Origin of the sequence: Streptosporangium sp. NPDC000563, from assembly GCF_040299985.1 — a bacterium.
Classification (GTDB): Bacteria; Actinomycetota; Actinomycetes; order Streptosporangiales; family Streptosporangiaceae; genus Streptosporangium.
Genome location: NZ_JBEPDA010000002.1, coordinates 206,858 through 229,708, shown reverse-complemented (window position 1 = coordinate 229,708; position 22,851 = coordinate 206,858). Strand labels below are relative to the sequence as shown.

General features: G+C 71.2%; 20 protein-coding genes. 8 read left to right on the top strand and 12 right to left on the bottom strand.

The genetic code is table 11. The annotated features are described in order from the left end of the window. Positions 1–43: 43 nt before the first annotated feature. Together ABT352_RS09440 and ABT352_RS09435 are read left to right on the top strand one after the other, a co-directional pair. Positions 44–1,039 (top strand): ribonucleotide-diphosphate reductase subunit beta, encoded by a 996-nt coding sequence (locus tag ABT352_RS09440; protein WP_350943870.1) that lies wholly within the window; start codon positions 44–46, stop codon positions 1,037–1,039. 61 nt (positions 1,040–1,100) lie between these two features. Further along, positions 1,101–2,252 carry a mechanosensitive ion channel family protein gene (locus tag ABT352_RS09435; RefSeq protein ID WP_350943868.1) on the top strand — a complete coding sequence of 384 codons (1,152 nt, stop codon included), beginning with the start codon at positions 1,101–1,103 and terminating at the stop codon, positions 2,250–2,252. Positions 2,253–2,445: 193 nt separating this feature from the next. Here ABT352_RS09435 and glgC read toward each other — a convergent pair whose 3' ends face one another. Beyond that, the gene (glgC, locus tag ABT352_RS09430; protein ID WP_350943866.1) at positions 2,446–3,672 is read right to left on the bottom strand and encodes a glucose-1-phosphate adenylyltransferase; all 1,227 of its coding nucleotides are present in this window, start codon (positions 3,670–3,672) and stop codon (positions 2,446–2,448) included. A 48-nt stretch (positions 3,673–3,720) separates the two neighbouring features. Here glgC and glgA point away from each other — a divergent pair, with 48 nt between their 5' ends. Next, positions 3,721–4,896 (top strand): glycogen synthase, encoded by a 1,176-nt coding sequence (gene glgA, locus ABT352_RS09425; RefSeq protein ID WP_350943864.1) that lies wholly within the window; start codon positions 3,721–3,723, stop codon positions 4,894–4,896. A 103-nt stretch (positions 4,897–4,999) separates the two neighbouring features. On the opposite strand, the gene ABT352_RS09420 is transcribed toward glgA, so the two are convergent. Further along, a complete protein-coding gene (locus ABT352_RS09420; protein ID WP_350943862.1) occupies positions 5,000–5,365 on the bottom strand; it encodes a PH domain-containing protein in 366 nt (121 codons plus the stop codon). 96 nt (positions 5,366–5,461) lie between these two features. Between ABT352_RS09420 and pgeF the strand changes: the two genes are divergently transcribed. Then, on the top strand, positions 5,462–6,148 hold the full coding sequence (gene pgeF / locus ABT352_RS09415; RefSeq protein WP_350944244.1) for a peptidoglycan editing factor PgeF: 687 nt from the start codon (positions 5,462–5,464) through the stop codon (positions 6,146–6,148). 96 nt (positions 6,149–6,244) lie between these two features. Here pgeF and ABT352_RS09410 read toward each other — a convergent pair whose 3' ends face one another. From ABT352_RS09410 to ABT352_RS09395, 4 genes are all read right to left on the bottom strand, one after another. After that, positions 6,245–6,652, bottom strand: a complete 408-nt coding sequence (locus ABT352_RS09410) for a nitroreductase family deazaflavin-dependent oxidoreductase (RefSeq protein ID WP_350943860.1) — start codon at positions 6,650–6,652, stop codon at positions 6,245–6,247. Positions 6,653–6,763: 111 nt separating this feature from the next. Beyond that, entirely contained in the window at positions 6,764–7,579 is an 816-nt protein-coding gene (locus ABT352_RS09405; RefSeq protein WP_350943858.1) for a sirohydrochlorin chelatase, read from the bottom strand. A gap of 268 nt (positions 7,580–7,847) precedes the next feature. Beyond that, positions 7,848–8,405 carry a GNAT family N-acetyltransferase gene (locus tag ABT352_RS09400; RefSeq protein WP_350943857.1) on the bottom strand — a complete coding sequence of 186 codons (558 nt, stop codon included), beginning with the start codon at positions 8,403–8,405 and terminating at the stop codon, positions 7,848–7,850. A gap of 496 nt (positions 8,406–8,901) precedes the next feature. Next, positions 8,902–10,266 carry an MFS transporter gene (locus ABT352_RS09395; RefSeq protein ID WP_350943855.1) on the bottom strand — a complete coding sequence of 455 codons (1,365 nt, stop codon included), beginning with the start codon at positions 10,264–10,266 and terminating at the stop codon, positions 8,902–8,904. Positions 10,267–10,390: 124 nt separating this feature from the next. Here ABT352_RS09395 and ABT352_RS09390 point away from each other — a divergent pair, with 124 nt between their 5' ends. Beyond that, positions 10,391–11,071 (top strand): GntR family transcriptional regulator, encoded by a 681-nt coding sequence (locus tag ABT352_RS09390; protein WP_350943853.1) that lies wholly within the window; start codon positions 10,391–10,393, stop codon positions 11,069–11,071. A gap of 34 nt (positions 11,072–11,105) precedes the next feature. Further along, positions 11,106–12,323 carry an alpha/beta hydrolase gene (locus ABT352_RS09385; RefSeq protein WP_350943851.1) on the top strand — a complete coding sequence of 406 codons (1,218 nt, stop codon included), beginning with the start codon at positions 11,106–11,108 and terminating at the stop codon, positions 12,321–12,323. A gap of 185 nt (positions 12,324–12,508) precedes the next feature. Here ABT352_RS09385 and ABT352_RS09380 read toward each other — a convergent pair whose 3' ends face one another. Next, positions 12,509–12,934: an Lrp/AsnC family transcriptional regulator gene (locus tag ABT352_RS09380; protein WP_350944243.1), complete on the bottom strand. Its 426-nt coding sequence runs from the start codon at positions 12,932–12,934 to the stop codon at positions 12,509–12,511. Positions 12,935–13,082: 148 nt separating this feature from the next. Here ABT352_RS09380 and ABT352_RS09375 point away from each other — a divergent pair, with 148 nt between their 5' ends. Beyond that, positions 13,083–13,937: a tryptophan 2,3-dioxygenase gene (locus ABT352_RS09375; RefSeq protein ID WP_350943850.1), complete on the top strand. Its 855-nt coding sequence runs from the start codon at positions 13,083–13,085 to the stop codon at positions 13,935–13,937. 106 nt (positions 13,938–14,043) lie between these two features. On the opposite strand, the gene ABT352_RS09370 is transcribed toward ABT352_RS09375, so the two are convergent. Genes ABT352_RS09370 through ABT352_RS09355 form a run of 4 tightly spaced genes read right to left on the bottom strand, consistent with a single transcriptional unit; the run spans position 14,044 to position 20,740 of the window. Beyond that, entirely contained in the window at positions 14,044–14,853 is an 810-nt protein-coding gene (locus tag ABT352_RS09370) for an Fpg/Nei family DNA glycosylase (RefSeq protein WP_350943848.1), read from the bottom strand. Between the two features lie 34 nt (positions 14,854–14,887). Then, on the bottom strand, positions 14,888–15,304 hold the full coding sequence (locus ABT352_RS09365; protein WP_350943846.1) for a ribosomal maturation YjgA family protein: 417 nt from the start codon (positions 15,302–15,304) through the stop codon (positions 14,888–14,890). A 32-nt stretch (positions 15,305–15,336) separates the two neighbouring features. Then, positions 15,337–16,629, bottom strand: a complete 1,293-nt coding sequence (locus tag ABT352_RS09360) for a M1 family metallopeptidase (protein ID WP_350943844.1) — start codon at positions 16,627–16,629, stop codon at positions 15,337–15,339. 22 nt (positions 16,630–16,651) lie between these two features. Continuing rightward, a complete protein-coding gene (locus ABT352_RS09355) occupies positions 16,652–20,740 on the bottom strand; it encodes a Pls/PosA family non-ribosomal peptide synthetase (protein WP_350943843.1) in 4,089 nt (1,362 codons plus the stop codon). 251 nt (positions 20,741–20,991) lie between these two features. Here ABT352_RS09355 and ABT352_RS09350 point away from each other — a divergent pair, with 251 nt between their 5' ends. Then, on the top strand, positions 20,992–21,507 hold the full coding sequence (locus ABT352_RS09350; RefSeq protein ID WP_350943841.1) for a methyltransferase family protein: 516 nt from the start codon (positions 20,992–20,994) through the stop codon (positions 21,505–21,507). Positions 21,508–21,535: 28 nt separating this feature from the next. Here ABT352_RS09350 and ABT352_RS09345 read toward each other — a convergent pair whose 3' ends face one another. Further along, positions 21,536–22,525: a LuxR C-terminal-related transcriptional regulator gene (locus ABT352_RS09345; RefSeq protein WP_350943840.1), complete on the bottom strand. Its 990-nt coding sequence runs from the start codon at positions 22,523–22,525 to the stop codon at positions 21,536–21,538. Positions 22,526–22,851: the final 326 nt, after the last annotated feature.

The following is a 22,851-nucleotide window of genomic DNA, read 5'->3' as shown; positions in this document are numbered from 1 at the left end:
CCCTCAGCAGTCCTCAGCAGCCTTCAGAAAGGCGATTCTTCCGATGTTGCTCGACCCCGGCATGGATCTCACCCTGCGGCCGATGCGCTACCCGGAGTTCTACGAGCGCTACCGGGCCGCGATCCGCAACACCTGGACGGTCGAGGAGGTGGACCTCACCTCCGACCTGGCGGACCTGGCGAGGATGACGCCCGAGGAGCGTCACCTGATCAACCGTCTCGTGGCCTTCTTCGCCACCGGCGACTCGATCGTGGCCAACAACCTCGTCCTCAACCTCTACCAGCACCTCAACGCCCCCGAGGCGCGCCTGTATCTCAGCAGGCAGCTGTTCGAGGAGGCGGTGCACGTCCAGTTCTACCTCACCCTGCTGGACACCTACCTGCCCGATCCCGACGAGCGGGTCAAGGCGTTCGCCGCGGTCGAGCACATCCCCTCGATCCGCGACAAGGCGGAGTTCTGCTTCCGCTGGATCGACTCGCTCGGCGGGCTGACCCGGCTGGAGACGAGGGAGGACCGGCGGGCGTTCCTGCTCAACCTGATCTGCTTCGCGGCGTGCATCGAGGGGCTGTTCTTCTACGGGGCCTTCGCCTACGTCTACTGGTTCCGCTCCCGGGGCCTGCTCGGCGGCCTGGCCACCGGGACGAACTGGGTCTTCCGCGACGAGTCCATGCACATGGAGTTCGCCTTCGGCGTCGTGGAGACCGTACGGGCCGAGGAGCCCGACCTGTTCGACGACAAGCTCGTCGAACAGGTCACCCGGATGATCGAGGAGGCGGTCGCGGCGGAGCTGGCCTTCGCGGCCGACCTGTGCGGTGACGGCCTGCTCGGGATGAGCGTGGACCAGATGCGCCGCTATCTGGAGTACGTGGCCGACCAGCGCCTGGTCAGGCTCAGGATGCCCGTCAGGTACGGCACGGCCAACCCGTTCGCGTTCATGGAGTTGCAGGACGTGCAGGAGCTGGCCAACTTCTTCGAACGCCGGGTTTCCGCCTACCAGGTAGCCGTCGAAGGGAATGTCACGTTCGACGAATCCTTCTGATTAGCTGTTGGTCCGGAAAAGAGAACGACGAGGCAGAAAGACGTCGAGGGGGACGCCTCACGTGTCCAGCTGGATCATCATGATCGTTTCCATCGTCGCCGCCGTCGTGGCGGTGGAGGTGGTGCGACGGGTGTTGCGCTCGCGGCTGATCGGCGAGAAGTGGGTTCTCGCCGGTCCGCTCGTGCACCGCTGCGCCTGGCCGGGATTCGCCACGGCCGCCGTGGCGACGGCCCACACCATCTACGAACCTGAGATGGTGGAGGGCGCGCTCAGCCAGGTGATCGACCGCGCTCTCAGCCTGGCGATGATCGGGTGTGCCACCTGGCTGGTCATCCAGGCCGCCTACGCGGTCACCGACGTGGTGCTGGAACGTCTGATCGCCGTCGAGGGCGAGGCCAACCGCAGGGCCCGCCGCATCCGCACCCAGATCACCCTGGTCCGCAGGGTCGCCTCCGCGGTGATCATCGTGCTCGCTCTGGGCGCGATGCTCTTCACCTTCCCGCAGGTGCGGGCGCTGGGAGCCGGACTTCTCGCCTCGGCCGGTATCGCCGGGGTGGTCGTCGGCATCGCAGCCCAGTCGACCCTGGGAAACATGCTCGCCGGGCTCCAGCTGGCCTTCAGTGACGCGCTCCGCCTGGACGACGTCGTGGTGGTGAAGGGGGAGTGGGGGCGGATCGAGGAGCTCAGCCTGACCTACGTGGTGTTGCGGCTGTGGGACGAGCGACGGCTCGTCCTGCCGGTCTCCTACTTCACGGCGAACCCGTTCGAGAACTGGACCCGGCACAGCAGCCGGGTGATCGGTCACGTGATGATCCGGGTCGACTGGTCGGTGCCGGTGGACGAGCTGCGCGCCGAGCTCTACCGGGCCCTGCGCGAGCACCCGCTCTGGGACCAGAAGGACTGGACCCTGCAGGTCACCGACACCCTTCCCAACGGGCTGCTTGAGCTGCGCGCGCTGATGAGCGCCGCCGACTCCGCCAGCGCCTGGGATCTCAAGTGCGACATGCGCGAGCACATGGTGGCCTTCGTCCGCGACAGGTATCCCGAGGCGCTGCCCCGCTTCCGGGTCGAGACCCCACCCCCGTCCGCGACCGTTCCCGGGACGCTCACCGGCCTGATGGGCGCGGGGCTCATGTCCCGCGGCCTGGGCGGGGACACCGGCGAGCGGGACGGCTTCGCCCAGCGGGGCGGAGACCAGCCGGATCCGGTCTGAGACGACAGGGGGGCCGGGGCATCCGCTTCGTTCTGTTTCGGGAAGCTCCGCCGGAGCCTGCGGCGCAGCCGGCCCTCGCTACGGCGGCCGGCTCGCGGACGAAGGCCACGACGTGCGTCCGCACGTCGTCGGCGGCCTCGACGAGGCCGCCGACGTCCGGTGACGCGGGTCGTGCCGGTGTCCGGTGAAGAGGTCAGCGCTCGACGATCTCGTTCTTGCCGATGACGACGATGCCGCCGTTGGTCACCGCGAAGCGGCTGCGGTCGTACTCCAGGTCGAAGCCGATCCTGGCGCCGTCCGGGATGATCACGTTCTTGTCGATGATGGCCTTGCGGACGATGGCGCCGCGGCCCACCTTCACGTTGCCCATCAGGACCGAGTCCTCGACCTGGGAGTGGGAGTGCAGCACCACGCCGGGGGAGAGGATGGAACGCTCGGCGAGCCCGCCGGAGACGATCGCGCCCGCGGAGACGAGGGAGTCGATCGCCCTGCCCACCCGGTCGCCGTCGTTGTGCACGAACTTGGCCGGGGGGAGCGGATCGTGGCCGGTGTAGATGGGCCAGCGGCTGTTGTAGAGGTTGAAGACCGGATGCGCCGAGATGAGATCCATGTGGGCCTCGTAGTAGGCGTCGAGCGTTCCGACGTCCCTCCAGTAGCCCCGGTCGCGCTCGGTGGAGCCGGGCACGATGTTGTCGGCGAAGTCGTACACCTCCGCGCTGCCCGACTTCACCATCATCGGGATGATGTTGCCACCCAGGTCGTGCTTGCTGGTCGGGTCGAGCGCGTCCTCCCTCAGCGCGTCGATCATCGACTGGGTCTTGAAGACGTAGTTGCCCATCGAGGCGTAGACCTGGTCGGGCGCGTCGGGCAGGCCCACCGCGTCCTTCGGCTTCTCGCGGAAGGCCGTGATCTTGCGTCCGGCGGGGTCGGTCTCGATGACTCCGAACTGGTCGGCGAGCGAGAGCGGCTGCCGGATCGCGGCCACGGTCACCTCGGCTCCGCTCTCGATGTGCTGACGCACCATCTGCTGCGGGTCCATGCGATAGATGTGGTCGGCGCCGAACACGATGACGTGGTCGGGCATCTCGTCGTAGATGAGGTTCAGATTCTGGAACAGCGCGTCGGCGGAACCGGAGAACCAGTGCGGCCCGAGGCGCTGCTGGGCGGGGACCGGGGTGACGTAGTTGCCGAGCATCGCCGACAGGCGCCATGTCCGGGAGATGTGCCGGTCGAGACTGTGGTTCTTGTACTGCGTCAGCACAACGATCTGGAGATAGTGGCCGTTGGCGAGATTGGACAGTACGAAGTCGACGAGCCGGTATATCCCCCCGAAAGGCACCGCAGGCTTCGCTCGATCAGCTGTCAGAGGCATGAGCCTCTTACCTTCTCCACCGGCGAGCACGATCGCGAGGACTCTCATAGGTGGACCTTAACCTGATGAACAGGGATGAAACACTAGGCTGATCGCATGCGAGTGGATCTGCTGACCCGTGAATACCCCCCCGACGTCTACGGAGGGGCGGGAGTTCACGTCGAATACCTCGCCCGGGAGTTGCGCAGGCTCGCCGACACCCGGGTCCGCTGCTTCGGAGCGTCACGACCGGAGGAGGGCGTCGCGGCCTACCGGGTGCCGGGCGGGCTGGAGACGGCCAACGCCGCGCTGCAGGTGCTCGGCGTCGACCTGGAGATGGCCGCCGGGTGTGAGGGCGCCGACCTGGTACACAGCCACACCTGGTACGCCAACTTCGCCGGCCACGTCGCCAAGATGCTGTACGGGACACCCCACGTGGTGACCACGCACAGCCTGGAGCCGCTGCGGCCGTGGAAGGCCGAGCAGCTGGGCGGCGGTTACACGCTGTCGTCGTGGGCCGAGCGCGGCGCGCTGGCGAGCGCCGACGCGATCATCGCGGTCTCCGAGGGGATGCGCCGCGACGTGCTGGCGAGCTATCCGGAGATTACGCCGGAGAGGGTCACCGTGATCCACAACGGGATCGACACCGGCGAGTACGCCCCCGACCGGGACACCGACGTCCTGGAGCGGCACGGCATCGACCCGAGCAGGCCCTACGTCGTCTTCGTGGGGCGCATCACCCGGCAGAAGGGTCTCGTGCACCTGCTCCACGCGGCACGCGACTTCCACCCCGACGCCCAGCTGGTGCTCTGCGCGGGAGCCCCCGACACTCCCGAGATCGCCGCCGAGGTGACCGCGCTCGTGCGCGGACTCGACCGCGAGGGCGTCGTGTGGATCTCGGAGATGCTTCCCCGCCCCGAGGTGATCCAGATCCTCACCCATGCCACCGTGTTCGTCTGCCCCTCCGTCTACGAGCCGATGGGCATCGTCAACCTGGAGGCGATGGCCTGCGAGACCGCCGTCGTGGCCACCGCCACCGGCGGCATCCCCGAGGTCGTGGCCGACGGCTCGACCGGTCTGCTGGTCCCGATCGACCAGGCCGCCGACGGCACCCCGCACGACCCCGACGCCTTCGCCGCCGACCTCGCCGAGCGGGTCAACCGGCTGCTCGCCGACCCCGCCCTCGCCACCAGGATGGGCGAGGCGGGCAGGATCCGCGCGGTGGAGCACTTCTCCTGGGAGCGCATCGCCGAGCGGACGATGGAGCTCTACCGGCAGGTCGCCCGCCGGTAGGCGCGGGCCTGCGCCGGGTGACGGTCCCTCGCGGGGCGGAGTCTACGGCGGTGGTCTCCCCCGGTGGTTCCCCGGTGGTCTCCGGCGGTGACGAGGTGGGGTCCTAGGCGGTGATGAAGTGCAGGATCACGTTGTGCACGTGATGCGCCTTGTTGTCGCCCCGGAACTCCACCTCGTAGGTGTGGGTGCCCACGTGGATCGCGATGGCCCCCGAGGAGAAGAACGAGCCCGCGATCGACTTGTTGCTCACCACGCTCACCGCGGAGACCTTGTCGTAGGGGATGCTCGTGATGGCGATCTTCTTGCCGACGAACGACTTGTCCTGCACGATCACCCGCTTGTCGGTGAGCCCCAGGAAACCGGTGCCCGTACCGATGGCGTCGTAGACGGCGATGATCTGCTCGCCGGGCATGAGGCCGCTCTCGATCTGCTGGTACTGCTCCTTGCGGTCGTACACAACCTGAGCCATGACGTTCGCAATCTGTAGGGGGATCTGTGTCTCTGTGAAACGAACGTCCCGGGGGTCAGGTTCCTGGGCGGGTAAGGTCGGCCCGTGAACTTTCAGATGAGGATCACCGATCGTCACGGTGGTGTCAGCACCGATCCGTACCGCAGTCGCAATCTCGGAGGCATGTGCGGCGACGAGCCGGACGCGGTCGCGGAGAACAGGGCGCGGACGGCCGCCGAGTTCGGCCTGGAGCGGGTCGTGTTCATGCGGCAGGTCCACAGCGCCGATGTCCAATATGTCAGGGAACCCTTCGGCGACGACCCGCCGCCGCTGGACGGGGTCTGTACCGACGTTCCCGGCCTCGGCCTGGCCGCGCTCTGCGCCGACTGCGCGCCCGTCCTGCTGGCCGAGCCGGAGGCCGGACTGGTCGGCGCCGCGCACTCGGGCCGGGTCGGCACCATGTCCGGCGTCGTCACGGCCCTGGTCGAGGAGATGGCCGAACGCGGAGCGGACCCGGCGAGGATGACCGCGCTGATCGGCCCGATGGCCTGCGGCACCTGCTACGAGGTCCCCGCGGACATGCGTGATGAGGTCGCGGTGATGCTTCCCGAGGCGTGGTCGATCACCCGCCAGGACACCCCGGCCCTCGACCTGCGGGCCGCGATCACCTCGCAACTGGGCAAGGCGGGTGTCGGGGAGATCACCCACGACACCCGCTGCACCATCGAGAGCCCCGACCTGTTCTCCCATCGTGGGGAGGGGACGACCGGCAGGTTCGCGGGCTACGTCTGGCTGGAGGTCTGACCCGCCCTCACCCCGGTCCCGGCCCGCGTACGGAGGGAAGGCCGGTCCAGGTCGCCCACGGGACCCGCCCGGCCCTTCCCGGTCACGCGGTGCCCGTCAGGCCGCGGCACGCTCCAGCACGACCACCGGGATCTCCCTCTCGGTCTTCGTCTGGTACTCGTCGTAGGCGGGCCAGGCCGCGGCCATGATCGACCACATCTCCGGTTTCTCCTCCGGAGTGGCGGTGCGTGCCCTGGCCTTGAACCGGTCGCCCAGCACCTGGACCTCGACCTCGGGATCCGCCTGGAGGTTGAGGTACCACAGCGGCGGATCGTCGGCGCCCCCCTTGGAGGCGACCACGAGGAGGTCGTCGCCGTGACGCTGGTAGATGAGCGGGGTGGAGCGCCGCTCGCCGGACTTGCGGCCGACGGTGGTGAGGATCAGGGTCGTGGTGCCCTGCCACTCGTGTCCCTCGGCGCCGTCGGTCGCCTGATATCTCGCCACATGCTCTTTTCCGAACAGCATGATCTATCCCCTCTGACGATTGCGCGGGTCGATGCCCGACAGTGTGATCTATTCCCTCTGACGATTACGCGGGTCAATAATCGACAGAGGGAATCCATCACACCGGGTCGATCAATCCGCCGACAGGATGCTCCCGTAGGCGCGGGCGGCCAGGTCCGCGATCAGATCGTGCGCGCCGAGAACCTCGGCGCACTCGGCTCCGACCTCCTCCGCGGCCGCGTTCGCGAGCCCTGGAGGCGCCTCAGGGCCCAGCAGGCAGGGTGAGACGGCGATGCGCTGGGCGCCGATGCCGCGAAGCCGCCCGGCCGCGTCCGCCACGGTGGGCGCGCTGTCGAGGGAGGCGACCAGGACGGGCAGGGTGAGCCGCGAGGCCAGCAGCACCGCCGTCGGCTGTGCCTCCGCCGCCGCGATCTCGCCGCCGACGGTGGCGAGGATGACCGCGTCGACCGGGCTGGAGACGTTGAGCAGCCGCATCCGGTCGGCCCGCGCCAGGCTTCGCTCCGACAGGCGGATGTGCAGGGCCTCGGCGAGCAGCGGGTGCGGCCCCAGGGGGTCGGTGACCGTCACCGGGACCTTGCCGGCGGCGACCGCCGCGGAGATCAGCTGGTCGGCGACCGGATGCGGGCCGGTCAGCAGCGGAACCACGATGGCGGCCGTCGCGTCCTCGGGACGCTCCCTCGCCGCCGCCTCCAGTTCGGAGGTCAGTCCTTTGCCGTCCTCGCCGAGCGCGGCCAACCGGACCTGGATCTGTGGATTGTCCCCTCGGATGAGGGCCGCGAGTTCCGCGGCGGTACCGGAGGCGTCGCCGAGCGCGGCCAGCACGAGCGCCGGCGCCTCGGGCGGGAGCTGGGAGGGCACGGGCCTGCGGTGCCTTCCGGAGGGCCGTACCGGGCGCCCTCGTACGGGGAGGATGGGACTCTCGCTCACATGCGCGGACTCTAGGGGCATTTGACACTTCCCGTGACCGGAAACGGCAGCATTTCCGTCACAACATTTGTGGAAAGGGGTGGGGAACCCGCCCCCGGGCGGGTCGGTGACCGGGCGTGCGCCCAGCTCACAGCCGGTATGCGACCGGCTCGCGGCCGGTACGGGGTGAGCTCATGTCCGGCGTGCGACCGGGTCACGACCGGCGCGCCGGCGGGTGACCGGTTCATGGTGGGTGGGCGGGCGGTGCGCGGCCGGGAAACCCGTCAGGTCAGACGTCACGGTGCCCCTCCCACTCGTCCTCCAGCGCCGAGTGCACGATGGAGTCGCGCCAGACCCCGCGGGCCCGCACGTGGTGCCTGATCCTGCCCTCCTCGACCATCCCGGCGACCAGCATCGCGAGTTGGGCGGCGGTGTTGGCGGGGGAGCGGGCGCCCCAGATGCGGTGCAGGCGCAGATCGCGGAAGCCGAACGTCAGGATCAGCCGGATCAGGTCGGTGCCGATGCCCCGGCCCCAGTGGTCGGGACGGAGCCCGAGGCCGATCTCCGCGCTGTGCGGGTGGTCGGCCTCGATGTGCAGCCGGGCGACGCCGAAGGCCTCGCTGTTGTCGAGGTCGGTCACCGCCAGCACGTAGAGACGCCGAGGTTCGACCTCCGCGGCCTTGATCGCCTCGATGATCGTTTCCTCGACCTCCTCGCGCGTGCGGGGGTCGAACGGCAGGTGCTCGGTGGCCGTCGGGTCACCGTATACGGCGTGCAGGGCGTCCACGTCATCGATGGTGATTTCCCTGAGCCGGAGTCTCTTGCCCGAGATCTCAACGTGGCGCATGCGCAGACGCTAACGTCTCGGAGCGCCTACGGCTAGAGATCTTTCCGGTAAGCGGACATACCATCATTTTAGTGATCTTATACGCATGGCTCCGTATGTGCCCAGGGCCAGGATTCCTGTGCCATGACTCAGGCGACACGGTCTCGCCCGTGTCCGGAATCGGACACGGGCCGGCTCCCGTGCGGTCGGCCTCGCGTGGGGGTCCGCTTCACTTCGCGGGGAGCGACGCCGTCTTCGACGGACATGTCGATCCTCCTTTTTCGCGGGGAGGGCACCGGAGGGCGGTGGCCGGGGATGGCCGTCCCCTGCCACCGGCCCGCCCGGCTTCCCCTCGTGGCGGGCTCTGGTGGTTCTGACGTACTCCGATAGGCCTGTATGGGGTTACAACGAGCCGGCGGGTCGGCGAGTTCGGTGAATCGCGGCGAATTCACCGGGTGGTTCTCCTGCTTCGGAGAAGGTCGCGGCCACCGCGGAGGGGCGGTGGCCGCGAGAGGGCTCAGGCGTCCCGGGAAGCGGTCCCCGTGCGCGTTCCCGGAACGCCGTCGCCGGTGGCGCCGGAATCCCCGCCCTGGGCTCCGCCGAGGTCGGGGGTTCCGGGGAGGTCGGTGTGGGTCCCGGGCGCGATGGCGAGGCCCACGGCGGTGACGGCGAGCGCGGCGACCACGTAGAGCGAGATGGCGAGGGTGCCGCCGAACCGGTCGAAAAGCGACAACGCGATGATCGGGGCGAGGGCGCCCCCGAAGATCCCGGCGACCTGGTAACCCATGGACGCGCCGCTGTAGCGCAGGCGGGTGCTGAACAGCTCGGCGATGAAGGCCGCCTGCGGCCCGTACATCGCCGCGTGGCAGGCGAGGGCGACGACGGAGGCCAGCACGATCAGCGGGAAGGACCTGGTGTCGAGCAGGGGGAAGAAGGCGAACACCCAGATCGCGGCCCCGATCACGCCCGCCAGGTAGACCGGGCGGCGGCCGACCCGATCGGAGAGCGCGCCGAACAGCGGGATCAGGAAGAGCTGGAAGGCGGAGCCGATCAGCACCGCGTTCAGCGCGACCCCGCGTTCGAGTGCGAGGGGACCGGTGACGTATGCCAGGACATAGGTCACGAAGATGTAGAAGGCGACGTCCACGCCGATGCGCGCGAGGCCCGCGGAGATCAGCGCGCGCGGGTGCGTGCGCAGCACCTCGAGCAGCGGCATCCGTGCCTTCGCGCCCGCCCGCTCGACCTGGGCGAACAGCGGGGACTCCACGATCCGCAGGCGGATCCACAGGCCCACGACGACGAGCGCGCCCGACAGCAGGAACGGCACCCGCCATCCCCACGACAGGAACGCCTCCTCGGGAAGCGCCGCGGACATCACCCCGAGCACGCCCGCCGCCAGCAGGTTTCCCGCGGGTACGCCGACCTGCGGCCAGCTCGCGTTGAACCCGCGACGGCGGGAGTCGCCGTGCTCGATGGACATCAGGACGGCTCCGCCCCACTCGCCGCCCAGGCCGAGCCCCTGCAGGAAGCGCAGGGTGACGAGCAGCAGCGGGGCGGCCACGCCGATGGTGGCGTAGCCGGGCAGCAGGCCGATCAGGAAGGTGGCGACGCCCATCAGCAGCAGGGTGACCACCAGTACGTTCTTGCGGCCGGCCCGGTCGCCGAAGTGGCCGAACACGATGCCGCCGAGCGGCCGCGCGACGAACCCGATCGCGTAGGTGAGGAACGCGAGCAGCGTGCCGGTGAGCGGCTCGAAGGTGGGGAAGAAGAGCCTGTTGAAGACCAAAGCCGCGGCCGAACCGTAGAGGAAGAAGTCGTACCACTCCAGGGAGGTGCCGACCAGCCCGGCCACGATGACCCGTCTGGTCTGGGAGCTTGCCATCGCATGTGCTCCTTAGCTTCTCGTCGGGGGAGGTCCCGTGAGTTCGCTTCGTGTTGCGGTCCCCATCAACATAAGAATCGTTCAACAATTCGACAATAGGTTTGTTTGATGATTTCTTGGGGGCGTGGAAAACGTCACCGCAGCGCTACAACGCGATCGCGGTCGTCTCGGGCGCAGCAGTGCGGCGGAGGTGGTCGCCGACATCCTCCGTGACCGGATCGCCGAAGGACTCTTCGTCCCAGGTCAGCGCCTGTCCGAGGAGAGCATCGGCGCGGCGCTCGAAGTCTCGCGCAACACCCTGCGCGAGGCGTTCCGGCTGCTCGGTCACGAGCGCCTGCTGGAGCATCGGCTCAACCGGGGTGTGTTCGTGCGCGTGCTGTCGGCGGAGGACGTCGCCGACCTCTACCGGATGCGCAGGGTGATCGAGGGCGCCGCCGTGCGAAACAGCGCGCACGCCACCCGGGAGACTCTCGCCGTCATCAGGGAGGCCGTCGCCGAGGCGTCCCGTGCCGCCGGCGAGGGGCGCTGGCAGGACGTCGGGACGGCCAACATCCGCTTCCACCAGAACCTCGCCGCCCTGAACGGCAGCCCGCGCCTGGACGAGGTGATGCGTCAGCTGCTGGCCGAGCTCCGCCTGGTCTTCCACGTCATGAAGAACCCCCGCGCCTTCCACGAGCCTTTCGTGGTCCGCAACATGGAGCTGGTGGAGCTCATGGAGGCCGGACGGGTGGCCGAGGCCGAGCAGGCACTGGAGGCCTACCTGGACGACGCCGAGAAACTACTGATAAAGGCATATATCCCCTAGCCGTAAATGGGGTGTAATGCGGCACAATGGGCGGATGCTTCCTCCGAATCCGCGTGTGATCGTGCTCATCGGCCCCGGTGTGGTCGCGGACCTCCGCCTGCTCACCGAGGTGGCCGATCGGGAGTTCGCGGCGCTCGGTGTCGGCGGTACGGTGTCGGCGACCCCGGACGTGCCCGGCTTCCGGGCGGCGCTGGAGTCGCGGGACGTCCTGGTGGTCCTGCCGGGCCCGGATCCGGAGGCCCGCCGCCTGGCTTCCGAGCGTCCCGACGCGGTCTGGCTCGACCTGACGATGAGGCCCCACCCGGCGAAGGCCGACGCGCCCCTTCCGGCGGCCGAGGCGGGCACCGGGACCGCGGACGGCGCGGTCCCCACGGGCGGCACGGGGGCCACCGGTGGCGCGGGCGCCACCGGAGCCACCCGGGCCGTGTCGGGCACCCACATGCACGGGCGGGGGATCTGGGGACTGACCTGGGCGATCAGGCACGCCGTCCATCGCCTGCGCCGGCCCGCGCGCAGGATCGCCTACGGCGACCACCCCGACCAGTGGTCGGAGGTGCGCTCCCCGTACGGAGGCGACGGGCAGGCCCTCGCGGCGCCGGGGGAGAGCGGCGAACAGGTGCCTACCGCGGTGCTGCTGCACGGTGGTTTCTGGCGTTCGGTCTGGGGTGCGGACCTGATGGACGCGCTCGCCGTCGACCTCGCCGAGCGCGGGTTCGTCGCCTGGAACCTCGAATACCGCCGCCCCGACCTGCACGGCTGGGACGCGACCACCGAGGACGTCGCCCGGGGCGTCGCCCTCGCGGCGGAGAACGCGAACGGCCCGCTCGTGGTGATCGGCCACTCGGCGGGCGGACAGCTCGCGCTGCGCGCCGCCGCCGACGACCACCGGATCACCCTGGCCGTCTCCCTGGCGGGGGTGCTCGACCTGGCCGAGGGGGATCGCAGGCACACGGGCACCGGCGCGGTCGCCGCCGCGCTCGGCGGATCCCTCGCCGAGGTGCCCGACGTCTATCGGAGTTCTGGGCCGCTGGAACGGCTTCCGGTGGGAGTGCCCCAGCTCATCGTGCAGGGCGGCGGGGACGACCTGGACCTGGTGGACTTCAGCCGCCGCTACGCGCGAGCCGCCCAGGCGGCGGGCGATCAAGTGACATATCTCGAAATGTCGGGCGATCATTTTGACGTCATCGACCCCGCCTCACCGATCTGGCGGGCCACCGCCGGGGCGGTCGCCGAGCACAGCACCCCCTCCTGACGCGCCTTCGCCGGTCGAAGGACTCCTGAAAGGTCCCCCCGGCAGCCCGGCAGGAAGCCCGGCAGCCCGGCAGGAAGAAGGTCGGCGCCGACCGGCGAAGGTCCACCGAGCCGAGTCGCCCGACCAGGCGGAACCACCCGCTGTCCATCCCGCCAGAGGCCCCCCAGGGGCCCGTCGGCGGCCCGTCAGAGCGAGGAGAGCGGGCGCCAGGGGACCGGGCTGGACAGCACCATCATGCTCGACGGGTGGCCGTAGGGGGCGAGCCGGTCGATCATCTCCTCGAAGGCCGTCATCGAGGAGGCGGCCACCCGCAGCAGGCAGCAGGCGTCACCGGTCACCCGGTGCACCTCCAGGATCTCCGGCCAGGCGAGCGCCTGATCGTCGCGGAGCACGCAGCGGGGCCCGTAGCACGACATCCTGATCAGCGCGGCCACCCCGCGCCCGGCCAGCGCCGCGTCCACCCGGGCGTGGTAGCCGGTGATCACCCCGGTCTCCTCCAGCCGCCGCACCCGCTCCGCCACCGCCGGAGCGGACAGGTGCACCCGGCGCGAGAGCTCGCTGTACGACAGGCGCGCGTCGTCCTGCAACTCGGCCAGCAGCGCCCAATCCATCGCGTCCACGGTCACGCTCCGTCACGTCGTAACTTGATCTGCCCGATGCCTTACGTTCCGAAGGCTCAGTCCAATAATCACCTTTCTTCCATTATTTCCGTACAGACCGATACAGACCACCATGGAGGTATCAGGCGGAGGAGGAGTGATGACCGGCATCAAGCAGCTCACAGAGCAGGACCGTAAGGCGCGCGCCGAGGCCAACGAAGGGCTGCCGACGCTGGGCTTCGAAGAGGGCACGCCCTACGACGACTACGTGGGCACCGCCGCCCTGCGCGGTATCCAGCGCACCCTCACCGACGTTCCGGAGGAACTGCCGTTCCTGGTCACCACCCAGGTGATGGAACTCTATTTCGGACTGCTCCGCACCGAGTGGCACCTCGCCCAGCGGCAGCTCGACGAGGACGACGCCGACGCCGCGATCTCGACGATCAAACGCACCGTACGGCACTTCGAGGCGCTCAACGCCGCCTGGGCCGCGCTGAGCTGGCTGACCCCCGCGCAGTTCAACTCCTTCCGCGACGCGCTCGGCGAGGGGTCCGGCTTCCAGTCGGCCCTCTACCGCCACGTGGAGTTCCTGCTCGGCAACAAGTCCGAGGCGCTCATCCGGCCGCACCGCCGCAACCCCGAGGCGTACGAGGAGCTCGTGGAGGCCCTGCACCGGCCGAGCCTCTACGACTCGGTCCTCGCCTTCCTCGCCCGTGCGGGCCACGCCGTCCCCCGTGCGGTGCTCGATCGCGACCTCGCCACCGAGCACGAGCCCGTCCCCGAGGTCGAGGCGGTCTGGGTCGAGGTGTACGGCGGTCCGCTCGCCCCGCTGGCCGAGGCGCTGACCGACCTGGCCGAGCAGTTCTCCGAGTGGCGCTACCGGCACCTGATGGCGGTGCGCCGCTCGATGGGCGCCAAGCCGGGCTCCGGCGGGTCGAGCGGCCTGAGCTGGCTGGAGCGGAGCATGCGACGGGAGATCTTCCCCGAACTCTGGACGGCCAGAACCCTGATGTGAGGCGCTTCCCGGCGCCTCACCCCGGGATCCTCCGGGATCCTCCGGATTCTCCGACGCCCGCGCTCGTCAGCGGCCCGCGCGGCGCACCTCCCCACCGAGGAGGAGGTCAGCCGACCTGGCAGGCAGGGCACCAGAAGAGGTTGCGCCCGGCGAGCACCCTCGTGCGGACCTCGGTGCCGCACAGGAAGCAGGGCATGCCGGAGCGCCGGTAGACGTAGACCTCGCCGCCGTGGCCGTCGACGCGGGGCGGGCGGCCCATCGCCTGCGGCGTGTGCTCGGGCCTGACCGTGTCGATGTGGCCCACCCGGACGCCGTCGGCCATCAGAAGCACCAGATCCGCCCAGATCGCCTCCCACCGGTCGTGGGTGAGGTCGCGGCCGGGCCGCGACGGGTCGACCCCCTGGCGGAACAGCGCCTCGGCGCGGTAGATGTTGCCCACCCCCGCGACGACCGACTGGTCCATCAGCAGGACCCCGACGGAGACGCGGCTGCGGCTGATCCGCCGCCAGGCGATCTCCGGGTCGGCGTCCGCGCGCAGCGGGTCCGGCCCGAGCCTGGCGTGCAGCGCGGCCTTTCCCTCGGGGTCGAGCAGCTCGCAGGTGTTGGGGCCGCGCAGGTCGGCGTACTCGCCCGTGTTGCTCAGGCGCAGGCGCACCATCCCCGTCGGGGCGGGCACGGGGACCGGGCCGAAGGCGTACTTGCCGTAGATGCCCAGGTGGACGTGGAGCCACCGCTCGTCGTCGAAACCCAGCAGCAGGTGCTTGCCGTGGGCGTCGGCCTCGGTGAGCACCCGCCCGTCGATCCGCAGGGCTCCGGCGGCGAACCGTCCCTGAGGGCTCTCCGCGTGCACGGCCCGCCCGCCGAACGCCCGCCGGTGCTCTCGGGCGAGGCGATGAATGGTGTGTCCTTCAGGCATGATTGTGAGAATCATACGATCCGCGCGGCGATGCTCAGGGCACCGCGGACGCCCGCTCCCGCCGACGCCGGGAACGGCGCCGGGCCAGGGCGTGGGCCGACGCGGCGAGCAGGGCACCGGCCGCGTACGCCACGAGGTCGGCCGCGCCGAACGTGCTGCCGAGCACCAGCCTGGCCACGACGCTCACCTCGGAGAGCGCGGCGGGAACGGGCGTCAGCTGGGCCAGCTCGACCGCCCAGCTGAACGCCAGCGCGCCGATCGCGGCCCGCACCGGCGTGATCCGGGGCCACACCAGCACCACCAGCGCGTGGACGAGCACGGTGTAGAGGGCGTCGCCCGCGTACTTGCCGAACCAGCCGCCGGTGACCGCGCGGACGGTGAGCCCGGCGGCGACGGTCGCCACGGCGGCGAACGCGGCGAGCAGGCGCGTGCGGGAGGAGGGATCTTCCATCAGGGCCATCGAGTCGTCCGATGCGTGAAGGTTCAGGGGAGGGCGGGCAGGGGGCGGCCGTGCAGCCAGCCGGCGAACAGGTCGTCCAGCGGCCGCGTCGCGCGGCGCGCGGCGAGCGCGGTGAAGGCGTCGGTGGTGACGGTCCCGTGGCGGTGCCCGGCCGTCCACTCCCTGAGCAGCGCGAAGAAGGAGTCGTCGCCGACGGTGCGCCGGAGCGCGTGCAGGGTGAGGGCGCCGCGTTTGTAGACGCGGTCGTCGAACAGCCGCCGGGGACCCGGGTCGGCCAGCGTGAAGTCCTGCGGGAGCGCGGAGAGGCGGCGGTGCCAGCGTTGCGCGTGGTCGTCGGACGACAGGCCGCCGGAACTCTCCGACCAGATCCACTCCGCGTACGAGGCGAACCCCTCGTGCAGCCAGATGCCGCTCCAGTCGGCCACCGTGAGGCTGTTGCCGAACCACTGGTGGGCCAGCTCGTGCGCCACCAGCCGCTCCTCGCTTCGTCTGCCGTCCACGTGGTTCACCCCGAAGATCGACATGCCCTGCGCCTCGACCGGGATCTCCAGTTCGTCGTCCACGACCACCACGGTGTAGGAGCCGAACGGGTAGGGGCCGAACCGCTCGCCGAAGACCTCCATCATCCGCTCCTGGCGCCCGAAGTCGTGGCGCACCCGCGTGGCGTATCCGGCGGGGAAGACCAGCCGCGTCCCCGGACCGGCCTCGGCCTGCTGGTAGCGGCCGATCTGCACGCTCGCCAGGTAGGAGGACATCGGCTCGGCCTGCTCGTACACCCACGTGGTCGTCGAGGCCGCCCGGCGTTTGGAGACGAGCTCGCCGTTGGCGACCACCTGGTACACCGAGGCGGTGGTGACCGAGATCCGGTAGGTGGCCTTGTCGTCCGGCCGGTCGTTGCACGGGAACCACGAGGGCGCCCCGATCGGCTGGCCGGCCACGATGACGCCGTCGGTGAGCTGCTCCCAGCCGAGCCCGCCCCAGTGGCTGCTCACAGGGCGGGGGGTGCCCGCGTAGCGGATCTCGACGGTGAACCGGCCGGGGCGCAGCCCGGGGGGCGACAGGTGGAGCTTGCCGCCGCGGTGGGTGAAACGCACCGGCGCGCCGTCGACCAGCACACCGCTCACCCGCAGGGCGCCGAGGTCGAAGGCGACCCGGGTGAGCGGCCGCAGCGCCACCGCGGAGATCCTGGCCACCCCGCCCAGGCGGTTGGGGCCCACCCGGTAGTCGAGGGTGAGGTCGTAGTGCTCCACCCGGTAGCCGTCGTCGCCGTGCGTGGGGAAGTACAGCTGGAGGGTGGAGGTCGTGCTCAAAGCCACACCGGCTTCCTCTGTTCGCGCGCTATCCTCGCCGGGCCCAGGCCGCGATCGGGTTGCCGAACCAGCGGGTCCCGGCGGGCACGGACTCGCCGCGCATCACCAGGGACGCCGGTCCGACCGTGGTGTTCTCCCCGATCGTCGCCGCGGGCAGGACCACCCCGTGGGGGCCGAGTGTGGATCCGTCCCGCATGACGACAGTATCGATGCTCATCACGCGGTCGTGGAACAGGTGTGTCTGCAACACGCATCCCCGGTTCACCGACACCCCGTCACCCAGGCTGACCAGGTCGACCTCCGGCAGCCAGTAGGTCTCGCACCACACGCCCCTGCCCACCCGCGCCCCCAGGGAGCGCAGCCACAGGTTCAGCGGCGCCGTCCCCAGCCAGTGCCGGGCGAACCAGGGTGCGGCGAGCACCTCCACGAAGGTGTCGGCCAGCTCGTTGCGCCACACGAACGAGCTCCACAGCGGCCGGTCGCCCACCGCGATCCTGCCCACCAGGACCCACTTGGCCACGGTCGCCGTCGCCGCGGCGAGCACCCCGCCGCCCAGCACCGCCACGCCCGACAGGGCCGCCGCCGCCGCGAAGCCGTACGCCCCGGCCAGCCACTCCACGGCCGCCGCGACGAGCACGGCCACGGCGACCGTGCACATCAGCGGCACCACGCGGCACACCTCGACCGCGGCGCGGGCGAACCTCAGCCTCGGCGGCGGGTCGTAGGTGCGGCTCCGGTCGCCCTCCTCGGCCGCCCTGCGCAGCTCCACCGGAGGCATCCCCAGGTACGACGAGCCCGCCTTGGCCTTCTTCGGCGCCGCGGACAGCACCGCGACCAGCCCGTCCTTGGGCACCTTGCGCCCCGGCGCGGTCATCCCCGAGTTGCCGAGGAACGCGCGCTTGCCGATCCGCACGTGGCCGACCCGCAGCCGCCCGCCCTCCAGCTCGTACGGCGCGACCATCGTGTCGTCGGCGAGGAAGGCGCCGTCGCCGACCGAGGTCATCGACGGCAGCGCCAGCACCGTCGACAGCTCCACGTCACGGCCGACCCTCATCCCCAGGGCGCGCAGCCAGGCGGGGGTGACCATGCTCGCGTACAGCGGGAACAGCCAGACCCGCGCCATCGACATGAGCAGGCCCGTCGCCCACGCCTGCCAGGCCTGGCGGCTGTGCACCGGGTGCTGCCCGGCGTGCAGGCCGACCGAGAGCAGCCGCACCGAGGCCACGGTGAGCAGGGCGAGGGTGGCCGCCGAGGCGAGGGTGGCGAGCGGCACCCCGTACAGGACGGAGGCGAGGGAGGGTGCGCCGTCGCGCAGCAGGACGGCGAGGCCCGGCAGCGCGGCGATCACCGGGAAGAGGCTCAGGACCAGCGCGGACAGCCCGTACGCCGTCGCCCAGGGCCATGAGCGCGGGGGGCGGTCGACGGCCGCGGGACGGGCCTTGCCCGTCCGGCTCGCGGGCACGCCCGCCCAGCGCTCCCCGGAGGGCACCGAGCCCGCCACCGCCGAACCGGGCGCCACCTGGGCGTTCTTGCCGATCTTCGTGCCGGGGAACAGGGTGGTGCGGGCACCGACCGTGGCGGAGGCGCCGATCTTGATCTCGCCGACGCGCACCTGGTCGCCGTCGATCCAGTAGCCGTTCAGGTCGACCTCGGGCTCGACGGCCGCGTACCTGCCCAGTTTGAGCATTCCGGTGATCGGCGGCATCGAGTGCAGGTCCACGTCGTCGCCGACCTGGGCGCCGAGCGCCCGCGCGTAGTGGGTGAGCCACGGGGCGGTGGAGACCTCGCCCACGCCGAGCCGCTCGGAGAGCCGCTCGGCGAACCACAGCCGCAGGTGCGTGCCGCCGCCCCTGGGGTATGTGCCGGGCTCAAGACCGCGCAGCAGCAGCCTGGCGCCGCCCGCGGCGAGCGCGATCCGCCCGGCGGGGCTGACGAACAGCAGCACGCCGGCGAGCACCCACCACCACGAGACGGCGGGAGCCCAGGGAGATCCGGCCAGGTTGTTCAGCGCGGCGAGCGCCACCACCCAGCGCAGCGCGCCGACGCTGAGCAGCGGCACGGTGAGCGCCGCCTGCGCGATCGCGGCGCGGCGCGGCATCGGCGTGACGATCCGGTCGGTGGTCACGATCTCCGGCGCGTCGAGCGCCGACAGGTGCCTGCCGAGCCCGGCCAGCGTCGGGTGGTCGTAGACGTCGCCGACGGTGACCGCCGGGTAGCGGGTCCGCAGTGCCGAGACCAGCCGCGCCGCCGCGAGGCTGGTGCCGCCCTCGGCGAAGAAGTCGCCCTCGACGCCGCCCAGGATGTCCGTCCAGCACTCGGTCACCCACGGGTCGACGTCCGGCACCCCGGCGTCCGGTGTCTCCGGCGTTCCCGGTCTGCCGGGCAGCGGCCAGGGCAGCGCGTCCCTGTCGATCTTCCCGGAGGTGCGGGTCGGGAGCTCGTCCACGAGGGCGATCCTGGGGACGAGCGCGGCGGGCAGGGAGTGGCGGAGGCGGTCTCTGGCGTCTTGCTGGTCGAACTCCTCACCGGGCACGACGTAGCCGACGAGCAACTGGTGTCCGCCGCCGGTCGTGCGGACCGCCGAGGCCGCCCCGGCGACCCCGGGCAGCGCCTGCAGCGCCGCGTCCACCTCGCCCAGCTCGATCCTGCGCCCGCCGAGCTTGATCTGCTCGTCGGCCCGCCCGACGAAGACGAGCCCTTCCGGCTCCGCCCTCACCAGGTCGCCGCTGCGATAGGCGCGCTCCCAGCCGAGCGAGGTGAGCGGCGCGTACTTCTCCGCGTCCTTGACCGGATCCAGGTATCTGGCGAGCCCGACCCCGCCGATGACCAGCTCTCCGGTCTCTCCCATCGCCACCGGCTCGCCGTCCTTGCCGACGACGGCGAGGTCCCAGCCCGTCAGCGGCAACCCGATCCGCACCGGGCCCTCGCCGGTGAGCGGCGCCGCGCACGCCACCACCGTCGCCTCGGTCGGGCCGTAGGTGTTCCACACCTCGCGGCCCGGCACGGCCAGCCGCTCGGCCAGCTCCGGGGGACACGCCTCGCCGCCGAAGATCAGCAGCCGTACGTCGTCGAGCGTCTCGACGGGCCAGAGCGCCGCCAGCGTCGGTACGGTCGACACCACCGTGATGCCCATGTCCAGCAGCCACGGCCCCAGGTCCATGCCGGTGCGCACCAGCGCGCGCGGCGCCGCCACCAGGCAGCCGCCGTGACGCCAGGCGAGCCACATCTCCTCGCAGGAGGCGTCGAACGCCACCGACAGCCCCGCCAGCACCCGGTCACCGGGGCCGATCGGCTCTTTCGCGAGGAACAGCCGCGCCTCGGCGTCCACGAACGCCGCGGCGCTGCGGTGGGTCACCGCCACCCCCTTGGGCCTGCCGGTGGAGCCGGAGGTGAAGATGATCCACGCGTCGTCCTCGGGGCCGGGGCGCTCGCCGACCCGCCTTCGCTCCTCGCCCGCTCTCCCGCCCGTCGCGTCCGCGCCGCGCCCGCGGTACGGGCCCCCGCCGTGCAACTCGGCCGCGTAGTCGAGTTCGGAGCCGCCGGTGCGCCGGGGCTCGGGCGTGAGGTGTTCGGGGCCGTGAGGGTGGTGAATCTCACATTCGACACCCTGCTCGGCGGAGGGTTCACCGGGGTGCCCGTCGCGGCCGGCCGGGTGCGCCGCGCCGTCACCGGAGGAGGGGGCGCCCAGGTGCTCGTACGGGTCGCCGTAGGGGGAGATCTTCCCGCCGTCGCCGATGACGGCGCGGACATTCGCCTCGCCGAAGACCAGGTCAGCCCGCTCGTCGGGGTCGTCGGCGTCCACCGGCACATAGGCGGCCCCGGCGGTGAGCACGGCGACGATCGCGACGTACAGGCCGACGGTGCCCGAGGGGATCCGCACCCCGACCCGGTCCCCGCGCCCGATCCCGGCCGCCCGCAGCTCCAGGGCCATCCGGTTCGCCTCGGCCCGCAGCCCGGTGTAGTCGAGACGGGTCTTGCCGTCGTCCAGGGCGAGCGCGTGGGGGTGCCGTCGCGTGGTCTGGTCGAGGATGTCCAGCAACGTCCTGACCTGCGGCGCGATCCCTCCGGGCAGGAGCGCTCGCGACGGCACACCGGTGCCGGCCGGTAACGGAATCACTGTCTTCCCCCATGTGTACGCCCCCTGTGGGCCCGGGACAGCCTACGTGCACGGGGTTAACGCATTTCCTCCGTGAGGCCGTACCCCACACGAACCTTCCCTTTCGGGCATATTTCACCCAGAGGGCAGTGGGGGCCTACCGGGCGTTGACGTCCCTTCCGGTGCGATCTTAAACTCAACGCGTAGTGAATTAGCTGCCGTACGGCGAGGCCGGGACCTCTGCGGCGGCCACGGCAAGGGAGCGTGACGCCATGCGCAGGACATCCGCCGCGGTCGGGACCACGATCTTCTTCGCCTTGGCGCCGGGAACCGTCGCGGGGTTCCTGCCCTGGTGGATCACCCGCTGGGAGGAGGGGGACCTCCTGCGCGCGGCGCCGCTCCGGGGCGCGGTGCCGCTGCGCCTGGCGGGCGCGGCACTCGTTCTCGCCGGGACCGCGGTGCTGGTCAGGGCGTTCGTCCGGTTCGTCGTGGAAGGTCTCGGCACCCCCGCCCCGATCGCGCCCACCGAGCACCTGGTCGTCGGCGGGCTGTACGCCCACGTCCGCAATCCGATGTACGTGTCGGTCCTCGCGGTCATCTGCGGGCAGGCGCTGCTCCTGGGCCGCCCCGTCCTGCTGCTGTACGCCGTCGCCGTGGCCGTGCCGGTCGTCGCGTTCGTCCGCTGGTACGAGGAGCCGACCCTGCGCCGCGCGTTCGGCGCCGACTACGAGAGATACCGTGCGGCGGTGCCGGGCTGGTGGCCCCGCTCGCGTGCCTACGAACCCTGATCGATCGCCGTACGGCCGGCCCGCGCCGTCACGGGCAGGACGGCAGCCATCCCTTGGCCGCCGCGAGGCACCCGGCCTGGAACCGGCTGCGAGCCCCGAGCCGTTCCATCAGTTCGGCGGTGACGCGCCGCAGGGTGCGCACCGAGACGTCGAGCCTGCGGGCCACCGCCTCGTCGGTCAGCCCCGTCGAGAGCAGGCGGAGCACCTCGCGCTCCTGGTCGCTGAGGCCCTTCTCGTCGCGCCTGCGCTCCTCGCCCAGCGGGCCGGCGGTCCCCCAGGTCTGCTCGAACAGGGCGACCAGGGCGGCGACCACGCCCGCCCCGCGCAGCAGAACCGCTCCGACGCTGCTGTCCGCCGGGTCCGTCGGCAGCAGGGCCGTCCGGCGGTCGAAGATGAGCATGCGAAGCGGGAGCCCGGGGGTGGTGCGGACCTGGCCGCCGTTACCGGTGAGCCAGGTCGCGTATCCGGTGGTCGCCTGGTCGTTGCGGACACTGTCGGGGTAGATGATGCGGATCGCCACACCACGGTCGAGCAGAGCCTCGTCCAGCGGGCGGCTCGCCAGGATGTTCTCCGGGGTCTGGGCGCTCTTGGGCTCGAATCCGAGCAGTTCCTGCCGGCACCCGCCGACCAGCTCCTCGATCCTGCCGCGGATCGTGTCGATGCCGACGAGCGCCTCGGAGTCGCCGTCCGAGCGCGCCGGGTGGTGGTCGCCGTAGGCGGCGATCATCTGGGCGACGGCCGTCCGGCTCCGCTCGATCTCCTGCTGCTTGGCCAGCAGCGCGGCCTCCTCCCTGGCCAGCAGCGCGGAGAGTCCCACCTCCGGGCGGACCAGGCGCAGCACGTCCGGCTCCTCCCAAGATGGGCGCAGGAGTGACAACTTGGCCAGTTCGTCCAGGGTGGCGCGGATCCGGTGGACCGGCCATCCCAGCTCCAGGCTCAGCTCGGTCACCCCGAAGGAGGGGTTCTCCAGAATGGTGCGGTAGACGGTTTCCTCGGCGGACCCGATGCCAAGCAGCATGAGCACGACTCCTCCACGGTTCGAGCATGACCGAGACACGATCCGGTGGGCGGGACCCACGACGATCACAGCCTGAAAAGTAGCCGGGCGCAGTGATGACCGGGTTACGCGATCGCCCCGCCCCCGCCGGGGCGTGCCGGTCCGCCGGGATCGCCCTTCGGGCGCGGGGTGTGGCGGGGCGTCCTCCGAGGGGCCTGCCGGGGCGGTGCGCGGGGTCCGCGGGGACGCCGTGCGGGGACGCCGGCGCCGGGCCGCGGGAGCGGGGCGCGCTGGCATGATGCTGCCACGCCATGGACCTGACAGGGGAAACACCTGGTGGATTCGCC